Annotated in this window: 18 protein-coding genes; 6 read left to right on the top strand and 12 right to left on the bottom strand. The window is 55.6% G+C overall.

Going from position 1 to position 19454, the window contains the following annotated elements:
• Positions 1–61 precede the first annotated feature (61 nt).
• The 3 genes from EOHIBHHM_RS22455 to EOHIBHHM_RS22445 all read right to left on the bottom strand — a co-directional run bounded on the left by EOHIBHHM_RS22455 (position 62) and on the right by EOHIBHHM_RS22445 (position 3818).
• Positions 62–1522, bottom strand: coding sequence for a TrbL/VirB6 family protein (locus EOHIBHHM_RS22455; protein ID WP_497258595.1), 1461 nt, complete (start codon positions 1520–1522; stop codon positions 62–64).
• Positions 1523–1604: 82 nt separating this feature from the next.
• Positions 1605–3413 (bottom strand): DUF8186 domain-containing protein, encoded by a 1809-nt coding sequence (locus EOHIBHHM_RS22450; protein ID WP_497258593.1) that lies wholly within the window; start codon positions 3411–3413, stop codon positions 1605–1607.
• A gap of 60 nt (positions 3414–3473) precedes the next feature.
• Positions 3474–3818, bottom strand: coding sequence for a hypothetical protein (locus EOHIBHHM_RS22445; protein WP_497258591.1), 345 nt, complete (start codon positions 3816–3818; stop codon positions 3474–3476).
• 331 nt (positions 3819–4149) lie between these two features.
• Here EOHIBHHM_RS22445 and EOHIBHHM_RS22440 point away from each other — a divergent pair, with 331 nt between their 5' ends.
• Together EOHIBHHM_RS22440 and EOHIBHHM_RS22435 are read left to right on the top strand one after the other, a co-directional pair.
• Entirely contained in the window at positions 4150–4533 is a 384-nt protein-coding gene (locus tag EOHIBHHM_RS22440; protein ID WP_497258589.1) for a helix-turn-helix transcriptional regulator, read from the top strand.
• Between the two features lie 186 nt (positions 4534–4719).
• The gene (locus EOHIBHHM_RS22435) at positions 4720–4911 is read left to right on the top strand and encodes a hypothetical protein (protein WP_497258587.1); all 192 of its coding nucleotides are present in this window, start codon (positions 4720–4722) and stop codon (positions 4909–4911) included.
• 235 nt (positions 4912–5146) lie between these two features.
• Here the strand turns inward: EOHIBHHM_RS22435 and EOHIBHHM_RS22430 are convergent, their stop codons facing one another.
• Entirely contained in the window at positions 5147–6118 is a 972-nt protein-coding gene (locus EOHIBHHM_RS22430) for a DMT family transporter (protein WP_497258333.1), read from the bottom strand.
• 158 nt (positions 6119–6276) lie between these two features.
• Between EOHIBHHM_RS22430 and EOHIBHHM_RS22425 the strand changes: the two genes are divergently transcribed.
• Positions 6277–6762, top strand: a complete 486-nt coding sequence (locus EOHIBHHM_RS22425) for an Lrp/AsnC family transcriptional regulator (RefSeq protein ID WP_497258331.1) — start codon at positions 6277–6279, stop codon at positions 6760–6762.
• A 130-nt stretch (positions 6763–6892) separates the two neighbouring features.
• Here EOHIBHHM_RS22425 and EOHIBHHM_RS22420 read toward each other — a convergent pair whose 3' ends face one another.
• Complete coding sequence (locus EOHIBHHM_RS22420) at positions 6893–7423, bottom strand: hypothetical protein (RefSeq protein WP_497258585.1); 531 nt, start codon at positions 7421–7423, stop codon at positions 6893–6895.
• Positions 7424–8462: 1039 nt separating this feature from the next.
• On the opposite strand from EOHIBHHM_RS22420, the gene EOHIBHHM_RS22415 reads away from it, so the two are divergent.
• Positions 8463–8756 carry a PadR family transcriptional regulator gene (locus tag EOHIBHHM_RS22415; protein WP_497258822.1) on the top strand — a complete coding sequence of 98 codons (294 nt, stop codon included), beginning with the start codon at positions 8463–8465 and terminating at the stop codon, positions 8754–8756.
• 62 nt (positions 8757–8818) lie between these two features.
• On the opposite strand, the gene EOHIBHHM_RS22410 is transcribed toward EOHIBHHM_RS22415, so the two are convergent.
• Positions 8819–9271 carry a hypothetical protein gene (locus tag EOHIBHHM_RS22410; protein WP_497258583.1) on the bottom strand — a complete coding sequence of 151 codons (453 nt, stop codon included), beginning with the start codon at positions 9269–9271 and terminating at the stop codon, positions 8819–8821.
• A 614-nt stretch (positions 9272–9885) separates the two neighbouring features.
• Positions 9886–10170 carry a helix-turn-helix transcriptional regulator gene (locus EOHIBHHM_RS22405; protein WP_497258820.1) on the bottom strand — a complete coding sequence of 95 codons (285 nt, stop codon included), beginning with the start codon at positions 10168–10170 and terminating at the stop codon, positions 9886–9888.
• 349 nt (positions 10171–10519) lie between these two features.
• Here EOHIBHHM_RS22405 and EOHIBHHM_RS22400 point away from each other — a divergent pair, with 349 nt between their 5' ends.
• The gene (locus EOHIBHHM_RS22400; RefSeq protein ID WP_497258581.1) at positions 10520–10957 is read left to right on the top strand and encodes a VOC family protein; all 438 of its coding nucleotides are present in this window, start codon (positions 10520–10522) and stop codon (positions 10955–10957) included.
• Between the two features lie 817 nt (positions 10958–11774).
• On the opposite strand, the gene EOHIBHHM_RS22395 is transcribed toward EOHIBHHM_RS22400, so the two are convergent.
• The 3 genes from EOHIBHHM_RS22395 to EOHIBHHM_RS22385 all read right to left on the bottom strand — a co-directional run bounded on the left by EOHIBHHM_RS22395 (position 11775) and on the right by EOHIBHHM_RS22385 (position 14761).
• Positions 11775–12143, bottom strand: coding sequence for a hypothetical protein (locus EOHIBHHM_RS22395; RefSeq protein WP_497258579.1), 369 nt, complete (start codon positions 12141–12143; stop codon positions 11775–11777).
• A gap of 430 nt (positions 12144–12573) precedes the next feature.
• Positions 12574–13932: a restriction endonuclease gene (locus EOHIBHHM_RS22390; protein ID WP_497258577.1), complete on the bottom strand. Its 1359-nt coding sequence runs from the start codon at positions 13930–13932 to the stop codon at positions 12574–12576.
• Between the two features lie 127 nt (positions 13933–14059).
• A complete protein-coding gene (locus EOHIBHHM_RS22385; RefSeq protein WP_497258575.1) occupies positions 14060–14761 on the bottom strand; it encodes a hypothetical protein in 702 nt (233 codons plus the stop codon).
• Positions 14762–15328: 567 nt separating this feature from the next.
• On the opposite strand from EOHIBHHM_RS22385, the gene EOHIBHHM_RS22380 reads away from it, so the two are divergent.
• On the top strand, positions 15329–16213 hold the full coding sequence (locus EOHIBHHM_RS22380) for a matrixin family metalloprotease (RefSeq protein WP_497258573.1): 885 nt from the start codon (positions 15329–15331) through the stop codon (positions 16211–16213).
• A gap of 579 nt (positions 16214–16792) precedes the next feature.
• Here EOHIBHHM_RS22380 and EOHIBHHM_RS22375 read toward each other — a convergent pair.
• Positions 16793–19048, bottom strand: coding sequence for a DEAD/DEAH box helicase (locus tag EOHIBHHM_RS22375; protein WP_497258571.1), 2256 nt, complete (start codon positions 19046–19048; stop codon positions 16793–16795).
• Complete coding sequence (locus EOHIBHHM_RS22370; protein ID WP_497258569.1) at positions 19045–19407, bottom strand: hypothetical protein; 363 nt, start codon at positions 19405–19407, stop codon at positions 19045–19047. Before EOHIBHHM_RS22370 ends, EOHIBHHM_RS22375 begins: the two co-directional genes overlap by 4 nt.
• Positions 19408–19454: the final 47 nt, after the last annotated feature.

The raw sequence follows: 19454 nt of genomic DNA, 5'->3' as shown, positions 1-19454 counted from the left end.
GGCCGTCCATAGCTTTTCACTGCCTATATGTCGGCCTGTCCATATTCACTCACGCTGAGTATCATTGAGGCTGGTCCTTATTGTCGGAACCGTCAGCTGACTCGTTCAGCTCTGTCTTTGGTTGATCTTCTCCACCACTCGTATCAACAATTGGTTTCTCTCGATAACGCTCAAGTCCCGCTTCGGCCCAATCAATTGGTGATTGGTGAAGGCTTCTCGTTGCATAATCAGTTCCCGCTTTTACGTCCTCAGCTGCGCGCTTTCCCCCTTTCTTGAACGCCTGCCCACCTTTTTTCGCGTCTTCAACTCTGTTTTCTGAGATAAAAGTTGTGGCGGCGCGGCCGACGGCACCTTTTGCTTGGCCCGCAGTGGATTCTGCCTTGTTGACAATAGCGCTTCCTCTTCCCCCAGTTGCTCGGTTGTCGAAACGGGATGTTCCATACTTCGCCTGCTCCATCAGCGCGGTCCGTGTCGACTTCTCCCCAGACCGTCTTGACGACGATCCCGAACTCCGACTCTTTCCGCCGTCACGCCCAGAGATCTTCCGTGGAGATAGCCCGGACATCGCGGCAGCCTTGATACCGGCGAGTGCCGGTGCAACGAGACCAATCAGCCAGAAGAGATACGCTTCGAGGACTTCTCCGAAGGCTGGGTCACTGGCGGCTTGCTGTGACTGGGCGGCCGCTTGCCCACCAAGGTCGGCGTACGCACCGGCCGCAGCGGCGCCGGTCTGTAAGAGTCCAGCCATCACGACCCCGACCAGCAGCATGTACGTGGTTACCCGCAGTGCGGTCTTGGCGAGTTCAGCACTCGAGCGAAGCGGCCCGAAGTCCAAGAACAACATTGCCCCAAGCACGGGTAAGAGGATGAACGTCGCGTTGAAGAGGAACTCTCGGAGGACAAAGACCCCGAGTGCAAGGATGATACCAGCGATAGACACCAGACTCAGGATGAACGCCCCAAGGACGACCCCGGCACTTGAGGCAGCCGCCCCCTCGAGACTCGATTGGAGAATCTCAGGACCGAACGACGTCCCGTAGTCGGCGGTGAAGATATGTCCGATGATCGCGTTCGTCAACAACAGCCCGAAATGCATGAGCTGGCGACCGACGGCGACGAAGATGATGACCTTCAGTGCTTTCCACGCAAGCATGAAGTTCGTCACTTCTTCTTGATCTGCGAAGGGCTTGGTGGCAACCCCAGCCATGACCATCACCACCAACAGCTGCGGAAAGATGTCTAAGTTATGAGCGAATGCCGACTGCAACGCCGGATCCGAGTAGGGACTGTCGAAGATGATGAAGGTGTGGATACCATCAGCGACTAGCGTTCCTATGAAGCCCAGGATGCCGGTTGTGGCGTAGATGAACATGTTCGCAACCCACTCGGTATAGCCGGCAGCGAGCAGTGTTACACTATCCAGCGGCACCACTCTGGCGGCGACGTGGATGAATTCGATCGTGCTGTGGCTCAGTCGGTCAGTGGCGACGTCGACGGGGAGTTGAGGTCTCGGGAAGGTCATCGTATCGGAAGCTCTGTCTTATTTTAAGCGACTTGGTGTGTTAATCTCTACAGTCGACAATCAAATAGTTTATTCACGATTCCTAACTGGTTCCTCCTCGCATGTACGCGATGGGGAGATAGAAGACGAGAAACGCCGCAATCGAGACAAGCGCCCCAGCAAGGCTCACGAGCAGCTGGTAGATATCGAAGGGATCGGGGCTAAAGGCGAGTTGTGTCTGAGTGGCACTATAATAGACGCCCGTCGAGGCAGCCGTTGTCCCGCGGAACCGGGTCGTCACATACAGATCCCGTCGCTCAATAATAGCGCTCCCATGTGCATTTGTTCGGACGGTCGGCTCGGCAGCCCCACTGAGCCACAGCGGTTGGTCAGCAAGGGGTTGCCCGGTTTTGGTGTCGGTCAATTGAACGCGGGCATGCGTGTCGTTGAGTTTCGTCGTCGAGAGATTCGTCTGGTGCTCGCGTGTTCGCTGTGTCTCGATCGGGATTGGGTCCCCGTGGATATCGCGGAGGCCGGTGATCGGTTCGTCGGCGTTCGTGATGACGACGGTCTGTGTTCCTCGCGCTGGCACCGAAGTGAGATTGACTCGCTTGTCGAGTGGGGCTGGCTGCTGTGTGAGTGTGAACCCGTTTATCGAGGTAATCTCGGGAGCGGCGAGGACACCAGTGTTCGGACCGCGCTGGATCGTAGGTGAGGGACTCTGGGCAAGCAGTTGGAGCTCAAGGACGTTCGGGAACCCAACGGTCTCGGTATCCGCCGTCGTGACCGACTGCGACAGCGACGCCCTCGCACCGTCTTCATCCACTGTGATGTTCGCATCGACGAGTCGCTGCGAGCCTCGTGTCGCGTTCTGATACTGTCGCTGTGAGTAGACGCCCCAGACGTTCCGCAACCGCGTGTTGCTTCCCTCGAACTGAGCAGTGCTCCACAGTCGGCGGTCAGCCATCGACTGTGGGCCGTCGAACTGCAGGATGAGTCGGTCGTCGCCAGTTTCGGATTCGACAACCGTCTGGGTGACCGTCAGCGGTTGATTTGTCGTCACGACCACGCGAGCGCTGTCTTTGACGGTCTCTGAGAACACGGTTGGCTCGCTCAGACTCGTATTCGCCACCGTCCACTCACCACCGTCGCGAGTGTAAATTTTCGTTTGGACGGCGACAGTGGTCTCGATCGTCGCCTCGACCTGCATCGTCGTGGGGGCGGTTGCGCTGGCTCCACTATAGGAGAGCTGCCGCGGTGGGTCCTCGGTAGCGCGCCACTCTTGACTACCGATGCGCAGAGTGCGATTGACACGCTGGTCGAGCAGGCGGTAGCTGAGGCAGGTCTTCGTCTCGCCAGCGACGGTACACGTCTGTTCAGGTAGCACTGTCGCGTAATCGAGCTGTGTGAAGACGGTCCCATTCCGGGGGATGTACTGTAGACGGCTGTCGTTTGCTCCGGATCGTGTTGCGTTGAAGCGACTCGCGACGCCCGACTCGGAGCCGAGAATCGTCACGTGGGCGTCTTTGACGACTGTACCGTTCGAGCGCTCGGAGTCAGCCACCCAGAGACTCGTCGAGCGATTTCGCTCGATCGGCTCCAGTTGTGCGAGCCGATACTCACGAAGCGTCTGTTGGTCGTCGCCGACGCGGTACTGTGGCGTCGTCGTGTTGTAGGTAAAATCGCGTATCCGACTGGCCTCACGGACGGAGAGGTTCTCCATTGCAATTGCATCAGCCAGCCCCGAAAGCACGAACGGCGGTATCGCACCCTGCTCAGGGTCTGGGTCGTCGGCGACGAAGGCTCGAACAGCACTGTCGGGGGCGCTCGGCTGGGACGTCGTCACAGCAGTGCCGACGGGCACGGCGAGCAAACAGACGAGTAGGACCGTCACGAGCAGGCGGCTGGGCATGTAGGGACAGCGTGTGGGTGGGAAGCGTGCGGTACGGCTGGCGTGACTGTCACTGCCGTTTCAGGATAGCAGCGGCAGCCCGGGAATCAGCACACCGGGGGCGAGATTCTCGAAGAGGCCAACAAACACACCATAGCTGACCGACAGCACGATCATCCCCGCACCACCCCACATGGCGCGCCAGCCCCACTGGGCACGGTCGGCACTTCGACGGGAGACGAACCAGAGGGCTGCCCCGACAAGGAATACGATGACGCCGAGCTGTCCCAAGGTGGTGGCAACGAACTCCTCGATCTGGGTAAGCGAGCTGTTGATTTCACTTTGCTGGGCGGCGGCAACGCCGGCGGTGGCGCTGAGCGTGACGACTGTGACCAGCAGTCGTGACACGCGGTGTCTCAGGCGCATATAAAATTCCACGATTTCAAGCAGTAAAAGCTTTAGTGAGGATTATTGATACATTATGATATATGATGTGTGATTAGTGTCAGTGGGTCAGATAGCTAAGGAAGATATCTGGAGAGTGCGGGTACTCTAGTAAGGCTTCGTATTGTCCTCTCCTGGGTGCACGTAGTGGAGGAATCTAACGTCTTGGCTGGCTCTCGGACGGTGAAGGTACGTCGCTGACAGTGACTACTCAAGCGCGTGGACACAGACGTCTCGGGGATTCGTCACACTATTGTTTCTCTGTCAAGAGTTGTAGGTGGAATTATTAGGACCGATATTGGAAGAATAGGGCATGACAGATTCGAATTCGAATGCGGGGACAGGGTCTGGGACGGAGGGCACGGTCGATTTCGATGACTACAATCTCCCAACAGACCTGACGGCGTTTCAGACGTATCTGTTGTGTCTGATCTATCGCTTTGAGGCCACAGACGGTGCCGTCTTACAATCGGCGCTTGAGACACTCTATCCCGAACCAATCAACCATGGCCGACTCTATCCAAGCCTCGATCGGTTGGTCGATGCGGGATTGGTTAACAAGCAAACGAAAGACACGGACAAGCGATACAAGGAATACACACTCACTGGACGTGGTGAGTGGGTCGTCGATGAGTACGCGCAGTTCGTCGAGGAGATGGTGATTTCTCAAGGTGGCTCAGTCAATCGAGACGGATGAGCACCCAATGTCTGTTGTCAATCTCAGTCTGCATCTCAAGCCCGGTCTCAACTGTACGTTTCGGGGCACCCACCTCATTTCCGACGTTTCTCCTGCTATCGGCCAAAATCTCGGATGTGGGGCTTCGTTGTGAGTTTGCGATGTGCCAATGCTTTTAGCTTGAGTGTTCCCACTGAGAGTCATTCAATGACACGACCGAATGCAGATATTCCGGAGGGGGTTCACGGGAGTATGAAAGAGCTAGGCAAGATGTATGGAATCTCGACCGAAGAGGCCTACATTCTCGCGTGCAAAGTGCTGCTGAACCTTGAGTCGGGGATTGAATACAACCCTGATGGGGAACTTGTCGAGACGTTCCTTGAGAAGCAATCCAACTGATAGCGACCGGAGAGTTGACAGCGGGTCATACAGCTTTCCTGGCAGGGCACGCTCGGTGTTCTGTGAATTCGAGACGAGCATCATCTAGGTCTATGTGCTCAATCAAACGGACTTTGACTGACTGAGATCCGATTTATTCAACGGATTTGCATATGGTGTCGTGAACTTCAACTCTCTCAGGTGAGCCCAACTGCTGGTTCGTTCGTCTTATAGCGCTCCAAGGTAGTGACGTCGTTCATCGCTCTCGAGAGTGGTATGCAGAAGACACCGTTTCCGACGTCCGAATCTCGTCGATTGTTCGCCGCATTGTATCCCGACTGACGAGCGTAAATCCCCCTGCGATTGCGAGAAATCCGACAATGGTCGCACTCGCAATCGTGTGATCGAAGAGCGCCACTGAGACAAGTGTCGCCGAAAGTGGCTCGAGATATGCCACGAGCGTCGTCTCCGTTGCTCCGACGTGTCGTACCAATCGAAAGAACAGCAGGTAGCCACCCGCGCCGGCAACCAGTGTGATGTATGCCAGCGCTCCGATGACCTCCATCGAGAGTGAGTGGACTGCGGGAACGGTTTCCCCGCGTACGAAGCCACCAACAAAGAGAATCCCCGCGCCCACTACCATCGCCCAGCCTTGGAGAGATTCAACTGGAAGCCCTTCGTCAAACAGTTGGACTGTCACAGAGCCAAGTGCGAAGAGCACAGCTCCGAGAAACACGAGCCCGACTCCGATGGCTGTTGCTGCCACTGAGTCACTCCCCGGTGCAGGCTGTGCGAGAACCACTACTCCAGCGAGTCCGAGACCGAACCCACACACATCGACTCGTCCCCGTGATTCTCCGAGGATGGGGACAGCGATGAGTGCAGCAACGATGGGTGACATCGTTGTGACGACCGACGCTACGGCCCCTGACACGTATTGTGTACCCAAGTACAGTCCGGCTTGATAGCCGCCGAACATGAACCCGCCGACAATGGCAATTCCGAGCAACTCTCGTCGTGTCCGTGGCACCAATCGCTCTGTTGTCGCGGCTGCATAGCCAAGGATGATACAGCCAGAGACAGCATATCGGACACCGGCAGCGCCTAACGGCGGTAGGGAGGAGACGACAATATCGATTGCTGGGAAGCCGGCACCCCATAGAAAGCCAAGGGCAACGACGGCGAGTCCAGCGGGCACCTGGAGGCGTTCTCGAAGCATCGCAAGCATATCGATCTACACGACGATGTCTCGCGACTGAGCAAGAAAGAGGCGACCACGGAAATCCCTCGATGAGATTTCACGAAAGTTGAATTCGATTCGGAGAGGCACCGAAGTACAGCCTATAATTCGAAGTGGCTACAATAAATAGCCATAGACAACCCTCTATGGACGAGAAAGACATTCGAATACTGAAGTCACTCGAAGAGTTAGAGACAACGAGTACGGAAGCCGTGAGCGACGCGACTGGGATTCCTATCTCGACAGTTCATTATCGGCTGAACAATCTCCGAGAGGCAGGGGTAATCACCAACGACCGCTTAGACGTAGACCTCGACAAACTCGGGTTAGGGGTGACAATTCTCGTCGAGGTGTTCACCAAGGACGATCAAGACCACACGGAGTGTGGACAGGTCATCGCCGATGTCGAAGGCGTCACTAAGGTGTTTTTCACCATGGGCGGGACGGACTTCATCGCACTTGCTCGCCTTCCGAATAGCGATAGCGTTGGCCGGTTAATCTCTGAATTTGAAGCACTCGAACAGGTTGCTCGGACGAACTCCACGTTCGTCATCGAGCGTGAGCTCGACAGCCACTATCCACTGCAACACTATTCGGAGACCAGACTTCTCGAAGAGCTTGTCGATGGGTGAGTTGTTGTGGCTGCAGTCGCAGTCTGGCTGAGACCATCTCTCTACTGTTGTTTCCGGACTTTCGACCCCAAACTCTAGCAGAGGTCTATCGGGAACCGGTCTTGTCACAGCGGTCGCGTTTCCAGCCTTGTTATTCAGGTTGGGTCACGTAGTCTTCAGGGAATCGCTCGCGTACCATCTCGACGGTCAGTTCCGCTGCACGCCGAGCCTCAGAGAGACGATCGTAGAAGGAGAGATCCAGAATCCGAGCTGGTGGGAAGATCGCACAGAAGTCTGCGCCGACGCCGGCGACGTGCTGCCAGATGCTGATGGCAACCCGATTTGAGATACCGACGTAGAGTCGCCGCTCTGCGGTGCTCGCTTCTCGCGGCCACGTAACCGAGTGCTGGAGCCCGAGCTGGGCTCGGGCAGCGTGGTCTGCCCCGGAGCTGTTCGTACCCTCGAGGACGTAGACGGCATCGGTGCGCCCGGTCCAGTCGGCAAATGGAGCGCACTCGGCAAGCACGGTGCCGAGGTTGTGGTTTGCCTGGAGCGGGTGAACGTCTGTGAGTTCGCGGTAATGATCGTCTGGAATCCGCTCGACGACGTCGGATACATGCTGGCTGAGTGATGTTGGGTTCCCGGCGTGAACACGGTCGAGATTATCTTGCCGCACAGACATATGTGTGGTATGTCATCACATGCATAAGTAGATACCCCCGGAGAACAGTCGTTGTGGGTTACAGCGAGCGCTTGTGAGACATCGAGCCAAGGCTCTTCGAGAGACCAACGACCGACGAGAAAAGCGTCGGTCGTGGGGTTCATGGATACCTGTCAGACGACTTCTCCGATGGTTGGATGACAGTGCGCGTCTTGCGACGCCACTCATTGCTTTATTCTATTCGTGCATAAATCTAGGGAATAATCAATGAGGTTTCAGGATCGTCGATGAGAGAGACGCAGAGCTACTCGTGGGTTTTCGTAAGGACGTCTCCCAATGCTTCGAGTTGCTGTGGGTCGTACTCACGGAGATCGTAGCGGGGTGGAAATTACTTCGTTCAGATCGTAGCGGGTGGAATTACTTCGTTCAGTGTAGGTGTCGATAATGGCACACTCGACCAGCAGGGGAAGCACCCGTCCGAACGTGTGTGCGGAGATGGCTGGGTCTTCGAGTTCTGCGTAGAGTTGACTGCTCGTCGGATAGGACCGCGTCGTCCTGTCGAGCGCTGTTTTGAATTCGGGGTAATATTCCTCGAGGAGCCGAATCCGGCGGGGCGCACAGTCTCGAAGCGCCTCAACGTGAGACTGGAGTTCGTTTCGTGGCATGGGTTCTGTCCCTCTGTGTCACTGGTCGACTGAACACTCCCCCTCTAAATAGACGTAGTGGCCTTCTGCGGGTGCTCAGTGTCTCGAACGAGTACTGACGGGGGAGCGAGGAACTCCGTGAATCGTCCATACGGGAGCTGCTGTATTCACTCTCATTCCCCGTTCGTGTTGGACTTGTCTCCCAACTCGAACCGTTTCGGATCACGGTGGGAGCGGAGCGACTCCAACTGGCTACCTCGGTGCACTTGCCGATTTTGTACGGAATGAACCAACCCACTCGTTCACATCACTCCTGTATATAATTTCAAATAATGCATTCTATTAGTGTAATATTTCTTTAAACATAAATATCCCAATAACTCTTATCAGGGATGAGGATATATTGACTTGACATGTTGATCGAGCTCACTGGATTCCAACGCGACCTCCTGTACGTCATCAGTGGACTAGAGAAGCCCTCGGGACAAGCGATTAAAGACCGATTCGAGCGTGATTTCAGTGCGGAAATCAATCCTGGACGACTGTACCCGAACTTGGATGTTCTCGTTGAGGGTGGGTACGTCGAAAAGGGGCAGCGTGACCAGCGAACGAACTTCTATCAGCTGACGACGCTCAGTCACCAACAGTTGGTTGACCGACGGCAGTGGGAAACGACACTCCTCGGTGAGTCTGTAAACACACCATCTTAGATGTGTCTCGCCCCCGTTCGAATGTGAGACGCTGTGTCGTGCGACCTTCTGTAAAATACCGCCTACGTACCTGGACAGCCAGTGAGATGATCGGGCAGCCCACCCTTCGTCACCGTTTCTCCACAGAACGGACAATCACGTGTTTCGGCGGCCTCCTGGTGGTCGGGGTGATGAGCGGTTGATTCATAGTACTCATCAAGGACACTGGTAGCAGCCTCGCCCCACTGCTGGCCTTGGTTTCCGAGCACCCGTCGGAGCCCACGGCGAGACTTGTGTTCTGTGAGCTTCGGATTCGCTTCGATCAGTGCGCGGACGACTGCCACAGGCTCGTGTTCGGCGTCGAGATACGCGATAGGCGAGAGGCGGCCACCGACTCGCTCGGCTGGTCCACGACCGGCATACAGGGTTAAGCAACTGAGTCCTTCGGCACGTTGGGATGTGGTGATCTCGTGAGGCAGTTCAGCGACCGGGACTGGGCCATGTTCCTCGAGGTAAATGATGTTCCCCAACGTCATCGTTTCGGACGTGTTTGTGTTGCAGGAATAAACCCTCCGACGGGTATTCCGTGTGGGGACAGGTTGCTACCAGCGGTCTGGATACTGGTCTAACTAAGAATTTCTGCTGAACAAAAATATCGACGCTGTGTTATAGGGCGACTCGAAAGCAGTGCGTGCGACCCCATCCGCTGCTCGGATGTGAGACGTCGCACGTTCAGAGGCACCCCCTCCCCCTTCCCATCCTCATCCTGCACAGGTGCCTCTTGGAACGTTCAGTGGTCGATCCTGTACGACGATGCGGGCACCGTACCGTGCTGGCCAGCAGTAGTTGAGACTACTCGCGAAGTCGGACTACGATTTAGGAGCATCATATATCTCAGAAAATTCGCGATTATTTATTGTCTTGTTTGTAGATGGGACATGGCAGGAAACAACCAATGGTCACACACGATGATTCAACAGCCGCTGTCGAAGGTATCACAGACGACGACCGCAAGCGCATTCGTGCCTTTCTTGCACAGCCCGTCCATCGCCGCACGCCGCATATGCTCTGTCCGCCAGAGGAGTAGCTGGGTGTGCAGAAGCGAGCCTGGGTGCGAGCATCTGCTTCTCACCGCACTTCTAAACGAGTGTTAGGTCGGTTGCGCTCTCGATTGCGATTGCACCCACTCCACGTACTCTTGGATGGTCACCGACCCGTTTTCCGTGACTTGGTAATAGTTTGTCCGGCGGTCCAGCTGGCCTTTCTCGAGGAGGCCACGCTCAATGAGGGTGTCGAGATTCGGATATAGACGCCCGTCTTTCACTTCGGTCCCCCACTCATCTTCGATCTGGTTTTTGATGTGCTGTCCCGACGGGTTCTCGAGGCCACTTGCCACCACGAGCAGATCACGCTGGAACCCCGTCAGCTCAAACATTCCGTTCATTCCAATTGCCTCTCTGTAGAGATTGTCTCCTGCGCATTTGTACATTTCTGTATTATATAATCAAATAATATGGATAAATTCTATATGTATGGTGAAGTTGAACTACTAACTGTCTATAGTCACTCTCCACCCGTCAAATCATGTTGCCCTGGCTTCGCGACGGCTGTGGGTGGTGTACAGCGATGGTTTCTGGGCTCTTGTCAAAGCGCGAGCAGAGCACTGACGACGAGTGGCTTCTGCGGGTTGTATGGCAAGCCCCCAGACGACCACAGTGACGCTCACGATGGTCGTGTAGGTCTATTGCTGCAGCACGCGTTGACTAGTGACGCGGTGAAACAGAATGGACCCCTACATCACGGTTATCACACTCGGTGTCACCGACCTCGAAACGTCACTTCGCTTCTATCGCGATGGGTTGGGCTGGCCAACCGAGGGCATCGTCGGCACTGAATTCGAGGGAGGCGACGTCGCCTTCATCGATTTACACCACGGTCTGCAGCTGGCGCTGTATCCGAAGCAGCAGCTTGCAGCTACTGCGAACGTCGATGGGACGTCCGCAAGCGCTGCAGAATTTACCCTTGGGCACAATGTTGCGTCGAAAGCTGCTGTCGATGCTGTCCTTCAGCACGCAGCAACCGCCGGCGCAACGATCACCGACCCGGCGCGAGACCGTGCCTGGGGTGGCTATTCTGGCCACTTCCAAGATCCGGATGGGCATCTGTGGGAAGTCGTGTGGAACCCGGAGTTCGAGCGTGCGGACGCCGCTGAATCGCCGTGACTGTCGCTCTCTGCATCAAGCGACGGCACGACGCCAGCTGGCAGCACATGTGATTCCACTACCGATATCGTCTCGCCCAGCGATACCGTACAACTTCACGTAATTAATTCTATATTAGTGGATCACGTATTCAGCATCTGCCCATGTGAGACATGGGTCACACCGGAATGCCACACACTCTGGGGCAGGCGTTTTGCCTATCCAGTGTCTTGCGGTGCCGGATCCCAGTTGCCGCTGGTGGAACCCCAGCGGCGACTGTGATCACTGTGGGTGCGTGCTCGTCATCGAACTCATCGAGGGGTGCCGCATCGGACTCACAACTGTCGGCGTGAGTTGCGTTGGGAAGTCTGTCTCGCCGTGGTGAGACAGCGTACCCGAGCGACGTCTCGGGGAGCTGGGTCAGCACAATTCGACAGTCACGTGCGTACCACCAACGAGACGCCGCAGCGACACGAGCTGTTTGGGTGTCGGCTGGGAAGGGATGAGTGCCTCTGATGTGTTGGTGAGCTCCCCAGGGTCCGGTATTCCTACAGACACTTATAACAATCGGCCTATTTTGCCTGTAAATTTAGCAGTCCTATTTTGATACTCTCTTCTTGGATACTGTTTGTCCACTTCAGAGTTGACTTGCGTCCACCTGTGTCATCGACTGTTCTGTTTCTCGTTGCACCCGGTGTCGGAGACCCGTGTGAGGAGAGATGTGGTGTGAGTTCTTCGAGCACTGTTGGCTTGTAGTTGCGAATGTCGTCGGAATTCCTGTGGAAGTACTCGGTATTTGGGACGATGATTCAGAGTGCGAGCGTGCTCCAGGACGTGACTATCCAAGCAGTGTCTTGAGTTCCTCAAGGTCAGCCGCATCGTAGGCACGAATGTCGTAGCGATTGGCGCTCGAACGCTCGGCATAGATGTCGATAATCTCGAGATCGACCAGCAAGGCGAGCAGGCGGCCGAAGGTCCGTGCCGGAATGGGTGGGTCCTCGAGATGGGCGTACAGTTGGCGGCCCGTTGGGTAGGGGCGGGTGGCGTCGTCAAGTGCTGTCTGGAGGAGTGGGAGGTGCCGTTGGAGGGTGCTGTAGTGTTGCGGCGAGCGTGCTTCAAGCGCCTCGAGCCGAGTAGTGAGCGACGACGCCATCAGTGGGTTGCTGGTGAGTCGTGCGGTGGGAGTGATACGTGTTGTGATGCACACTGGGTGCGAGGCGTCGGCGAGTGATGCGAGTTAGAAGCTTCTCGCCCGTTGGCCCTCGTCTTCGACGTTTGGGTGCACTCGGTGTCACGAACCGCTAACCCATAGCAGTTGATAATTCTACAGCACACACCCAATGAGTCTCCTATTGGATCTCTTGAAGAGCGTCTTTCTCGGAGCCATCGAGATGTTCGTCATCGATGTGGGCGGGGACCACGAGTCGATGACACGTCGACTACGGGTTACTCGACTCGTCGTCGGGGGACTCGTCGCCATCGCTGCACTCGTGGTTTGGATAACCTGGTGACCTGTATACCCCCCCCCCATTTTCATCTCGATACGTCCTACGGCACGATGTGTCAGGTTATTCTACTCTATGTGCCGTATGACGATAGCAGAGTAACCCTCTGGATCCCCACCATGAAGGGTGAGATTAGACAATGAAGAGCCCCATCCCGGTGGCAAGCAAGAGTGCCGTCATGACGAGTCCAGCAGCTACTGCGGGATTCTCTCCGAGTTTTCGATGCACGGGCATCTCATCGTATTCCGCTTTGAACGTTTCACGGTTCGACTCATCGTAGAAGTACTTCGTCGACCACATGAACGACTCTGTGACGGCACAGCCAGTACAAATTGGCTCTCCCTCTAGACGCTCGGTCTTCGTATGTGTTGGGCAGTTAATCGACCCACAGTTCGCACAATAGGTGTAAGTGTGCTTTGTAGCTTCTTCGGTGCAGTGGACACACCGAACTGGGTTCGTGGCAGTCTCGCGAGCCGCCCCCGCAGCAGCATACTCGTATGTGTGATCATACTCACCCAGCGAGACTACTTGCGAGACCTTTGGGAGATACACAGGCGTAATCGATTGAATCTGAACATCGCTCTTTTTCGGGCGGCACTCTTTCGAGTAATCGACGTTGTTGTTCCCTGTGTAGTGCACCGTCGTCGTGTGGGCATCTCGAACGCGGTCGACGATCCACTCGTTGTACTCGGTCTCCGTTCGCTCGAACCGAGTGACGTCAATCGTGTCGAAGTCGAAGTTGAACGTCGACTCGTCGAACTGCATCGCCTCCCGAATGTGTGTGCTAACGAGGTCTTGGTAGGGCTGTGCGGGCATCGAGGGGCCTTGTCTATCCGCCCGAATGATGAATCGGCTCGTGTCGTTCACGCGGTGGATCTCCCCGACAGACGTCTCGAACGTCGCCTCCACAGTCGTCACAATATCCAACATGGGAAGAAACTCGACCGCTCGCTGTGAGGCAGTCAGATTCCCTACTGGAAGGTTCTTGACGGGCGACAATGCCTCACGCAAGGGCTTGTCCAAGCCTGCGATTGGATCGTACGGGCGGAGCGTTTTGTCACAGAGTACTTCGATTCGGCCGTTGTAGAGATCGAGCCCAACTTGGTCACCGATTCGTCGCAAGTCCGTCCCATCGATGAGTTCGATTGCTGATTCAGTGGAGTTGGCACCGACTTTCTCAGCGTACTCACGAGCTGGTTGGGTGAATCTCCCCGTGGTCGCGACGATTCCTCGTTTCGGGCCGTCGTAGTCGTATGTGGTGACGGCACTATGGAGCTTTTGGACGACTGGTCTGCTGACGCTTTGGCGGTGTTTGCACTCGACGATAACCGCACGTCGTTGTCCATCGATGACCTCCTCCATGACGATGTCACGGCCTTCATCGGCCCCCTGTTTGTGAACACGGGGGTTCTCATAGCCCAGCTTTCGGAAGACGTCGACCATGAGTTCCTCAAAATCGTAGCCAGAGAGGTCATCGAGAAGTTTCGGCATGGGCCGATGTTCTTCTGATATAGAATAATGTTTTGGATGATGAGTTTGTCTAAGTGACGACTATCTCGAACCAGGCGACTTCAGCGCTTTCTGAGCGGTGGCAAATCAGATCGTCCTTGTCCCGAGTCTACTCGTCGGTTTCGTTATTCTCCCAGAGTCCCTCGTCGTTTTCCTTCGCCCACTCCTGTGCACTCGAAATTTGCTCGGCATAGGGCGAGTCGGGAGTGGTGAGGACGCCGAATCCTGACCCAGCGACGTACTCGTTGTACATCGTCCAGCGTCCGTCCCAATCAAAGTAGATGTAGACGAGCGGGACGCCTTCGCTGGTCGTTTCGCCTGTGTGAACGACCGTGATTTCATCGCCGGATGGCCCCGACAATTCCCCTCGGGCCGCTCGAATCGCGTTGCCTGCAACTCTCTTGAGTGACAGACGCTGTTCACTGAGTTCTTCGTCGTTTGCTGCTTCGTCGTAGTGATACGTCGCTGGGTCAATGTCACTCTCGTTCCATGGAGGAACGGTCACGTCAGCGAGTTCAACCCGAGCCTTAGCGTGCTGTTCGCCGTAGTAGAGTACGAACGAGTCTCCGTCAATGGCCTTGGAGAGTGACGCTGACTGATTCCCTGTCTGGAAGGCGGCCTCAGTCGTGTGCATTTCTGGCGTTCCCGGAGCGGTTTCAGTCGCGGTCGGTTCGTCGGTTGTCTGGGTGGTTGCTACCGCTGTGGTGGCAGTCTGTGTCTGCGAATTATTAGCTGTCGGACTTCCGCCCCCTGTGCAACCCGCCATGAGGAGTAGGAGTGCGATCGATACTGTTGCGATTGTTCGATCCATGTTCAGCATTTCAGATATTTCTGTATTATATAAATTATTCTTTTTATGTGTTTGTCGGATGGGATGCCTCTCTGGCGCAAGGCACTATGTCGCAATTTGAAGTCGATCAGTGCCGACGAGATGGTGATTCTCGATAAGAGGGACACCCTTCGTTACGTGTGAGCTCTTGCTTGCACACTTCTACCCTCGTCGACGTTCACATCCTCTTCGTGCGGTCGCAGCTCGAGACCGGTTGCGGCGACACGGTCTCGCCTCATTTATTTGAGTATCTCATCACAGCGGAAGATTCGGCAGTCTATGAAGGAGATGGCACGAATATGTTTGATAAGATTAATGATTGGATAATTTGAACTTCCATGTATGCAAAGATTGGCTACCCTGTTTGTCGTCGTCTTCGTTCTCTCGGCAGGGTGTGTCGGATCAGTCCCAAGTGAAACACCAGCGGATGGGGCAGCCATCACAACCTCAAGCGACGCGCTTGGAACGACACCGTCCAGCTCCGAGAGTGCGACTGCATCTCCCACTCAAGCACCAACCGCAACCCCGACAGCAACGTCGGAGCAAGCAGTGGCTAACCCGTGGGGACAGGAGATTGTTGTAGTCGGGATCAACCAGACTGCGGCTCCGAACCGAAACATCACGCCACTTGTTGCGCAGGCACTCCAGTACTGGGAAGCCAACAGCGACCAGTACGGGCAGTATCCAATCGACTATCGACTCGTTCCTAATCGACAACAACCCGATATCGAGATTCAGTTCGTTGAACAGATTGACGATTGCGGCCCGACCTATACGGTCGACACAGTTGGCTGTGCACCAATCATTAAGGCCGATGAGGAGGCCGCTCTCTCGACACCAGTGCAAATTGAGGCTGGCTACACGAACAACAGTACGGTCCTGACGCTTAAACACGAACTCGGTCACACGCTTGGCCTTGAACACGCATCCACGCCGTCGTTCATGACCGCTTCTGGATTCCACCACACACTGCCGCAACCGGATGCGGTCGATCGAGACTACCCCTGGAAGACATCGAACTTCACTGTCTTCGTCGACGACTCGAACGTCACCGATGTGGAGCAAGATGAATACCGTGAGCAGGTCGGTCACGCATTGCGATATTATGAATCTGCTCCCGAGGGGATTCCCTCGAACCTCTCGTTTAGCGTTGTAGACAACCGCAGTAATGCGACGATAGTCGTTTCATACAGGGACTCCGTCAGTGATGAGGGGTCCACAGCAACGAGCGTCGGGTACGATCCCGATGGCGATAATGCGCTCGAGTACTATTCGGCGGCCACAATCGTTCTCAAAGACATCGAGTCTGACCGCGTTGCTTACCACGTGGGCTACTGGCTTGGGATGCTAACCGTTGCGGATGAGCGGTCAGATCTTCCGCCACCGCTGCGTGAGGATGGTGCACACGCGGACAGCGACTGGTGGGAGGGGTGACGTCCGGTCATCGGTGTGTGGTCGTTGATGAGTCAAACCGTGATAGGTAGTCTTCCTAGATGTCGACTGCCCAGCTTGTTCCGGTATTGGCGGATTCGGTTTTGATACACACATCACCCAATCAGAAGCAACGGTGTTCGAGTGCTACAGTCTCATGAGCCGCGCCCGCAGCAACATACTCGTATGTGTGATCATACTCACCCAGTGAAACTACTTGCGAGACCGTTGGGAGATAGACAAGCGTAATCGATTGGATCACAACCACGCTGCGATTCAGACAACGCAAACCTGGGAGTCCGTACCGCCAGTGACCGAGCTCCTCGGAGATAGCTTGACCGTCGTGTAGGCGAAGTCACTCACGTCCGTATAGTTCTGTTTCTCCAATAAATAAGCGGTTCGAGAATGGTGCTGTAGTTGGTGATAGAGTCAGCGTAGAGTTCGAATTGTGGACGCGTTGGTGTCTTCTGAGTCGAGTGGTTCTTAGAAGCTGGTGTCATGGTGACCTTTGATCCGAACTCCCAAATCAATACTTTGATTAAATAATAGCCCTACTAAATACTTCCTTGCTAACTTGCTAATTTAGAAGTCATCCAAGCGAGTCGCGCGACTGAAGCCCTCGTCTTCTGGGATTTCTTCGGATGTCTGACGAGGTCCGATATCTTCCGCGGACTGCTTGTAATGATCGTCGATTTCTCCTTGTTCGACGAACGTCCGTATCCGGTTGGCTGTGGCTGGGCCGATGCCCTTGATGTTACCCTTGAGTATGTCCTCAAACTGGCCACTATCACCGATGTGATTCAGGAATGACTGCAATCGGGCCCATAAGCTATCGCCTTCGAGAGCACCGAAGTCAAGCACGTTGTCGGCTTCAACGTATCGCCGGAGGCGTCTCACGCGATAACGACCGAGTCCTCGAATGTTCTCGACAAGAGGCACCTCTTCGCGGCGGACGCCGCGATCGACTCGGAAGACCAACGTGTCGAACCAGTTCGGCTTTCGGGCCTTTGGCGACGCCTCCATCAAGTACTTTGTCGCATCGATCGCGTCGGAAAGCTTCCGGGTCGTGCTCGGTAGATACGTTGGGTCAATGCCGGTTCTGGTCTCTATTTGGGTATTGTCGAAGTTTTGCATCCAGTACCAATAGACGACTCCAGCGGTGATTCCAGCGTCGTCGACAGGGAGGTCGTGCTCTTGAAGCAACCCGGATAGTTCGCTCTTCACTTCTGACGCTTGAGCGTTTGCCGTCTTATCGAACTGACGAGCCACCCTCTCGATAAGAAGCAACTGCGTGACGTCCTCGTGTGGAGTCTCTTCGAGCCAGTCGTAAAAGACGCAGAGACTCCTCAGCGGTGCGCTCACGAACGAGTTGAAGGCGAACGCTACCGACCCTTCTCCAAGTGGTGTCGGGTCGAACTGTCGGGCAGTGTCTTTTTCGTCGACGAAATCGAACTCCTCCAACCAATTTGCAGTCGTACGGAGTCGTTCGTTTAGGCGTTCGTCTCGACTCCCACGGGTCCGTCCCCAAGAGCCCAACTGCTCCATCTGCTCCCAGTAGAGCATCTCCTTCACAAACGCCTCGATCTCGTGAGGCGTGTCCCATCCGGTCACGATGAGTTCCAAAAGGAGCCATTGGAAAGCCGCCTTGCTCTCGATGTGTGTCTGAACGTCTTCCAACTCCCGATACGGCTCGAAGAAGAGTTCCTCGGTCTCTTCGGATTCGTTGGTGAGCGTGTAGGCGTACCCCTCCTCGTACCCATATCCGGGACGGGCAGCCCGCCCGATCCACTGCACGTACTCGTAGACGCCAACATAGTTCGGGCCTCGGGTGATGTCTGCGACCACCACCGTCTGGACTGGTGCGTCGAATCCGTAGGCGATGGTCGTCGTCGCAAAGAGACAACCCAGTTCTCCGTCGGCGTAGAGATCTTCGATCCAGTTTTTAATCTCGTTAGGGAGGTCGGCGTGATGGAACGCGACGCCACGGGAGAGCATCCGAGCTAAGTCCTCTAAGGTGTCGGTCATCTCTCCGTCTACCTTGTTTCGGAGTTCTCGGTGAAAGTCACGGTCGGAAAGGTCTGCGAAGAGTCGCGTGTCGGCTACTGCCTTCGCTCTCGACTGTGTCCAAGGCTTCGCGTAATTGAAGACGAGGAACGGACCTTTGTCGCGCTCACGCCTGAGGAGGTCCACTATCGCCTCTGCTTTGTCGCGGTGGCCGAAGGTCTCGGTGAATTCTCGAATCGGTATCTGCCGCCCCTCCGGGCTGACAGTGAGGTCTGCGTCCATCCAGTTAGCGAGTTCCTCGGGGTTTCCGAGAGTCGCGCTCATTGCGAATATCTCGATTCCCTCGTACATCGCCGCAGCGATGGACTTCTCGATGTCACCGCCGCGGAAGCCTCCGTATATCTCGTGGAAGTCGTCAAGGACGGCAAGGTCGAGAGATCGCGCATTGCCGCGGTTCTGGAGGATGGCGCGGTAGAATGAGTCGAACGTTGCCACGACGACGTCGGCAGTTCGATACGACTGAGGACCCGAAGAGACTCGATATTTGTCGCCCGCCCACTCCTTGATTGCTTCTCGCTTGGCTCTAACGAGCTGCCGGGAGGGAACAAGATAGGCCACTCGGCCGCCGTGGTCCAGTTGTCTCCTCGTGACCGCTTCGGCGCAGAGTGTTTTACCGTTGCCAGTCTCGGCGACGAGGAGGTGGTTCCTCGGTTGGAGAATGCCGTCCTCGAAAGCGAGTTGCTGAGTCTTTTTCAGCGAGTCGTAGCCGTGAGCGTCCATCACGTGCTCGACGATCGCTGCATCTTCTGGTGCCAGTTCGTCGAGACCACTCATCGGTCTATCTCACTGATGGGGTAATGGTAGTCTTCGTCGCCGAGAGACCGGTAGAGCTGATAGAGGTCGAGGATATCACTGATGCCGTAGTCGTAGAGGAGTTGCGCTAGCTCCTGATTCGTCTGGGTTCCTTCGATTCCAGCGACGACACCGTCAACGAGGTAATCTAAAAGGTCAGCCGTGTACTCTTCACTCCACCCACCCTGTCGGAACATCACCGATGTCTCCGGCTCAATATGGTCGCCACCGACGTATGCGACGGCAACAGAGAGCCACTCGTAGTATCTCCGGTCGTTACTATTCGCGGGAGGTTCTTCAAACAGGCTGGCAGTCTCGATGTCGAGAACGAGGGGGTCCATCTACATAATCCCACTATGCGATAACTAATTAGATTTTGCACAATTTC

It is taken from the genome of Halogranum roseipondis, assembly GCF_059695585.1.
The sequence above is the reverse complement of the archived record's forward strand: the minus strand, read 5'-3'. Positions and strand labels throughout refer to the sequence as shown.

Excerpts from the sequence above, each read along its gene's own strand:
- EOHIBHHM_RS22370 (WP_497258569.1), bottom strand. The coding sequence starts at position 19,407 with ATGGACCCCCTCGTTCTCGACATCGAGACTGCCAGCCTGTTTGAAGAA.
- EOHIBHHM_RS22455 (WP_497258595.1), bottom strand. The coding sequence starts at position 1,522 with ATGACCTTCCCGAGACCTCAACTCCCCGTCGACGTCGCCACTGACCGA.
- EOHIBHHM_RS22410 (WP_497258583.1), bottom strand. The coding sequence starts at position 9,271 with ATGACGTTGGGGAACATCATTTACCTCGAGGAACATGGCCCAGTCCCG.
- EOHIBHHM_RS22450 (WP_497258593.1), bottom strand. The coding sequence starts at position 3,413 with ATGCCCAGCCGCCTGCTCGTGACGGTCCTACTCGTCTGTTTGCTCGCC.
- EOHIBHHM_RS22405 (WP_497258820.1), bottom strand. The coding sequence starts at position 10,170 with ATGTTTGAGCTGACGGGGTTCCAGCGTGATCTGCTCGTGGTGGCAAGT.
- EOHIBHHM_RS22385 (WP_497258575.1), bottom strand. The coding sequence starts at position 14,761 with ATGGATCGAACAATCGCAACAGTATCGATCGCACTCCTACTCCTCATG.
- EOHIBHHM_RS22430 (WP_497258333.1), bottom strand. The coding sequence starts at position 6,118 with ATGCTTGCGATGCTTCGAGAACGCCTCCAGGTGCCCGCTGGACTCGCC.
- EOHIBHHM_RS22445 (WP_497258591.1), bottom strand. The coding sequence starts at position 3,818 with ATGCGCCTGAGACACCGCGTGTCACGACTGCTGGTCACAGTCGTCACG.
- EOHIBHHM_RS22420 (WP_497258585.1), bottom strand. The coding sequence starts at position 7,423 with ATGTCTGTGCGGCAAGATAATCTCGACCGTGTTCACGCCGGGAACCCA.
- EOHIBHHM_RS22390 (WP_497258577.1), bottom strand. The coding sequence starts at position 13,932 with ATGCCGAAACTTCTCGATGACCTCTCTGGCTACGATTTTGAGGAACTC.
- EOHIBHHM_RS22400 (WP_497258581.1), top strand. The coding sequence starts at position 10,520 with ATGGACCCCTACATCACGGTTATCACACTCGGTGTCACCGACCTCGAA.
- EOHIBHHM_RS22440 (WP_497258589.1), top strand. The coding sequence starts at position 4,150 with ATGACAGATTCGAATTCGAATGCGGGGACAGGGTCTGGGACGGAGGGC.
- EOHIBHHM_RS22425 (WP_497258331.1), top strand. The coding sequence starts at position 6,277 with ATGGACGAGAAAGACATTCGAATACTGAAGTCACTCGAAGAGTTAGAG.
- EOHIBHHM_RS22375 (WP_497258571.1), bottom strand. The coding sequence starts at position 19,048 with ATGAGTGGTCTCGACGAACTGGCACCAGAAGATGCAGCGATCGTCGAG.
- EOHIBHHM_RS22435 (WP_497258587.1), top strand. The coding sequence starts at position 4,720 with ATGACACGACCGAATGCAGATATTCCGGAGGGGGTTCACGGGAGTATG.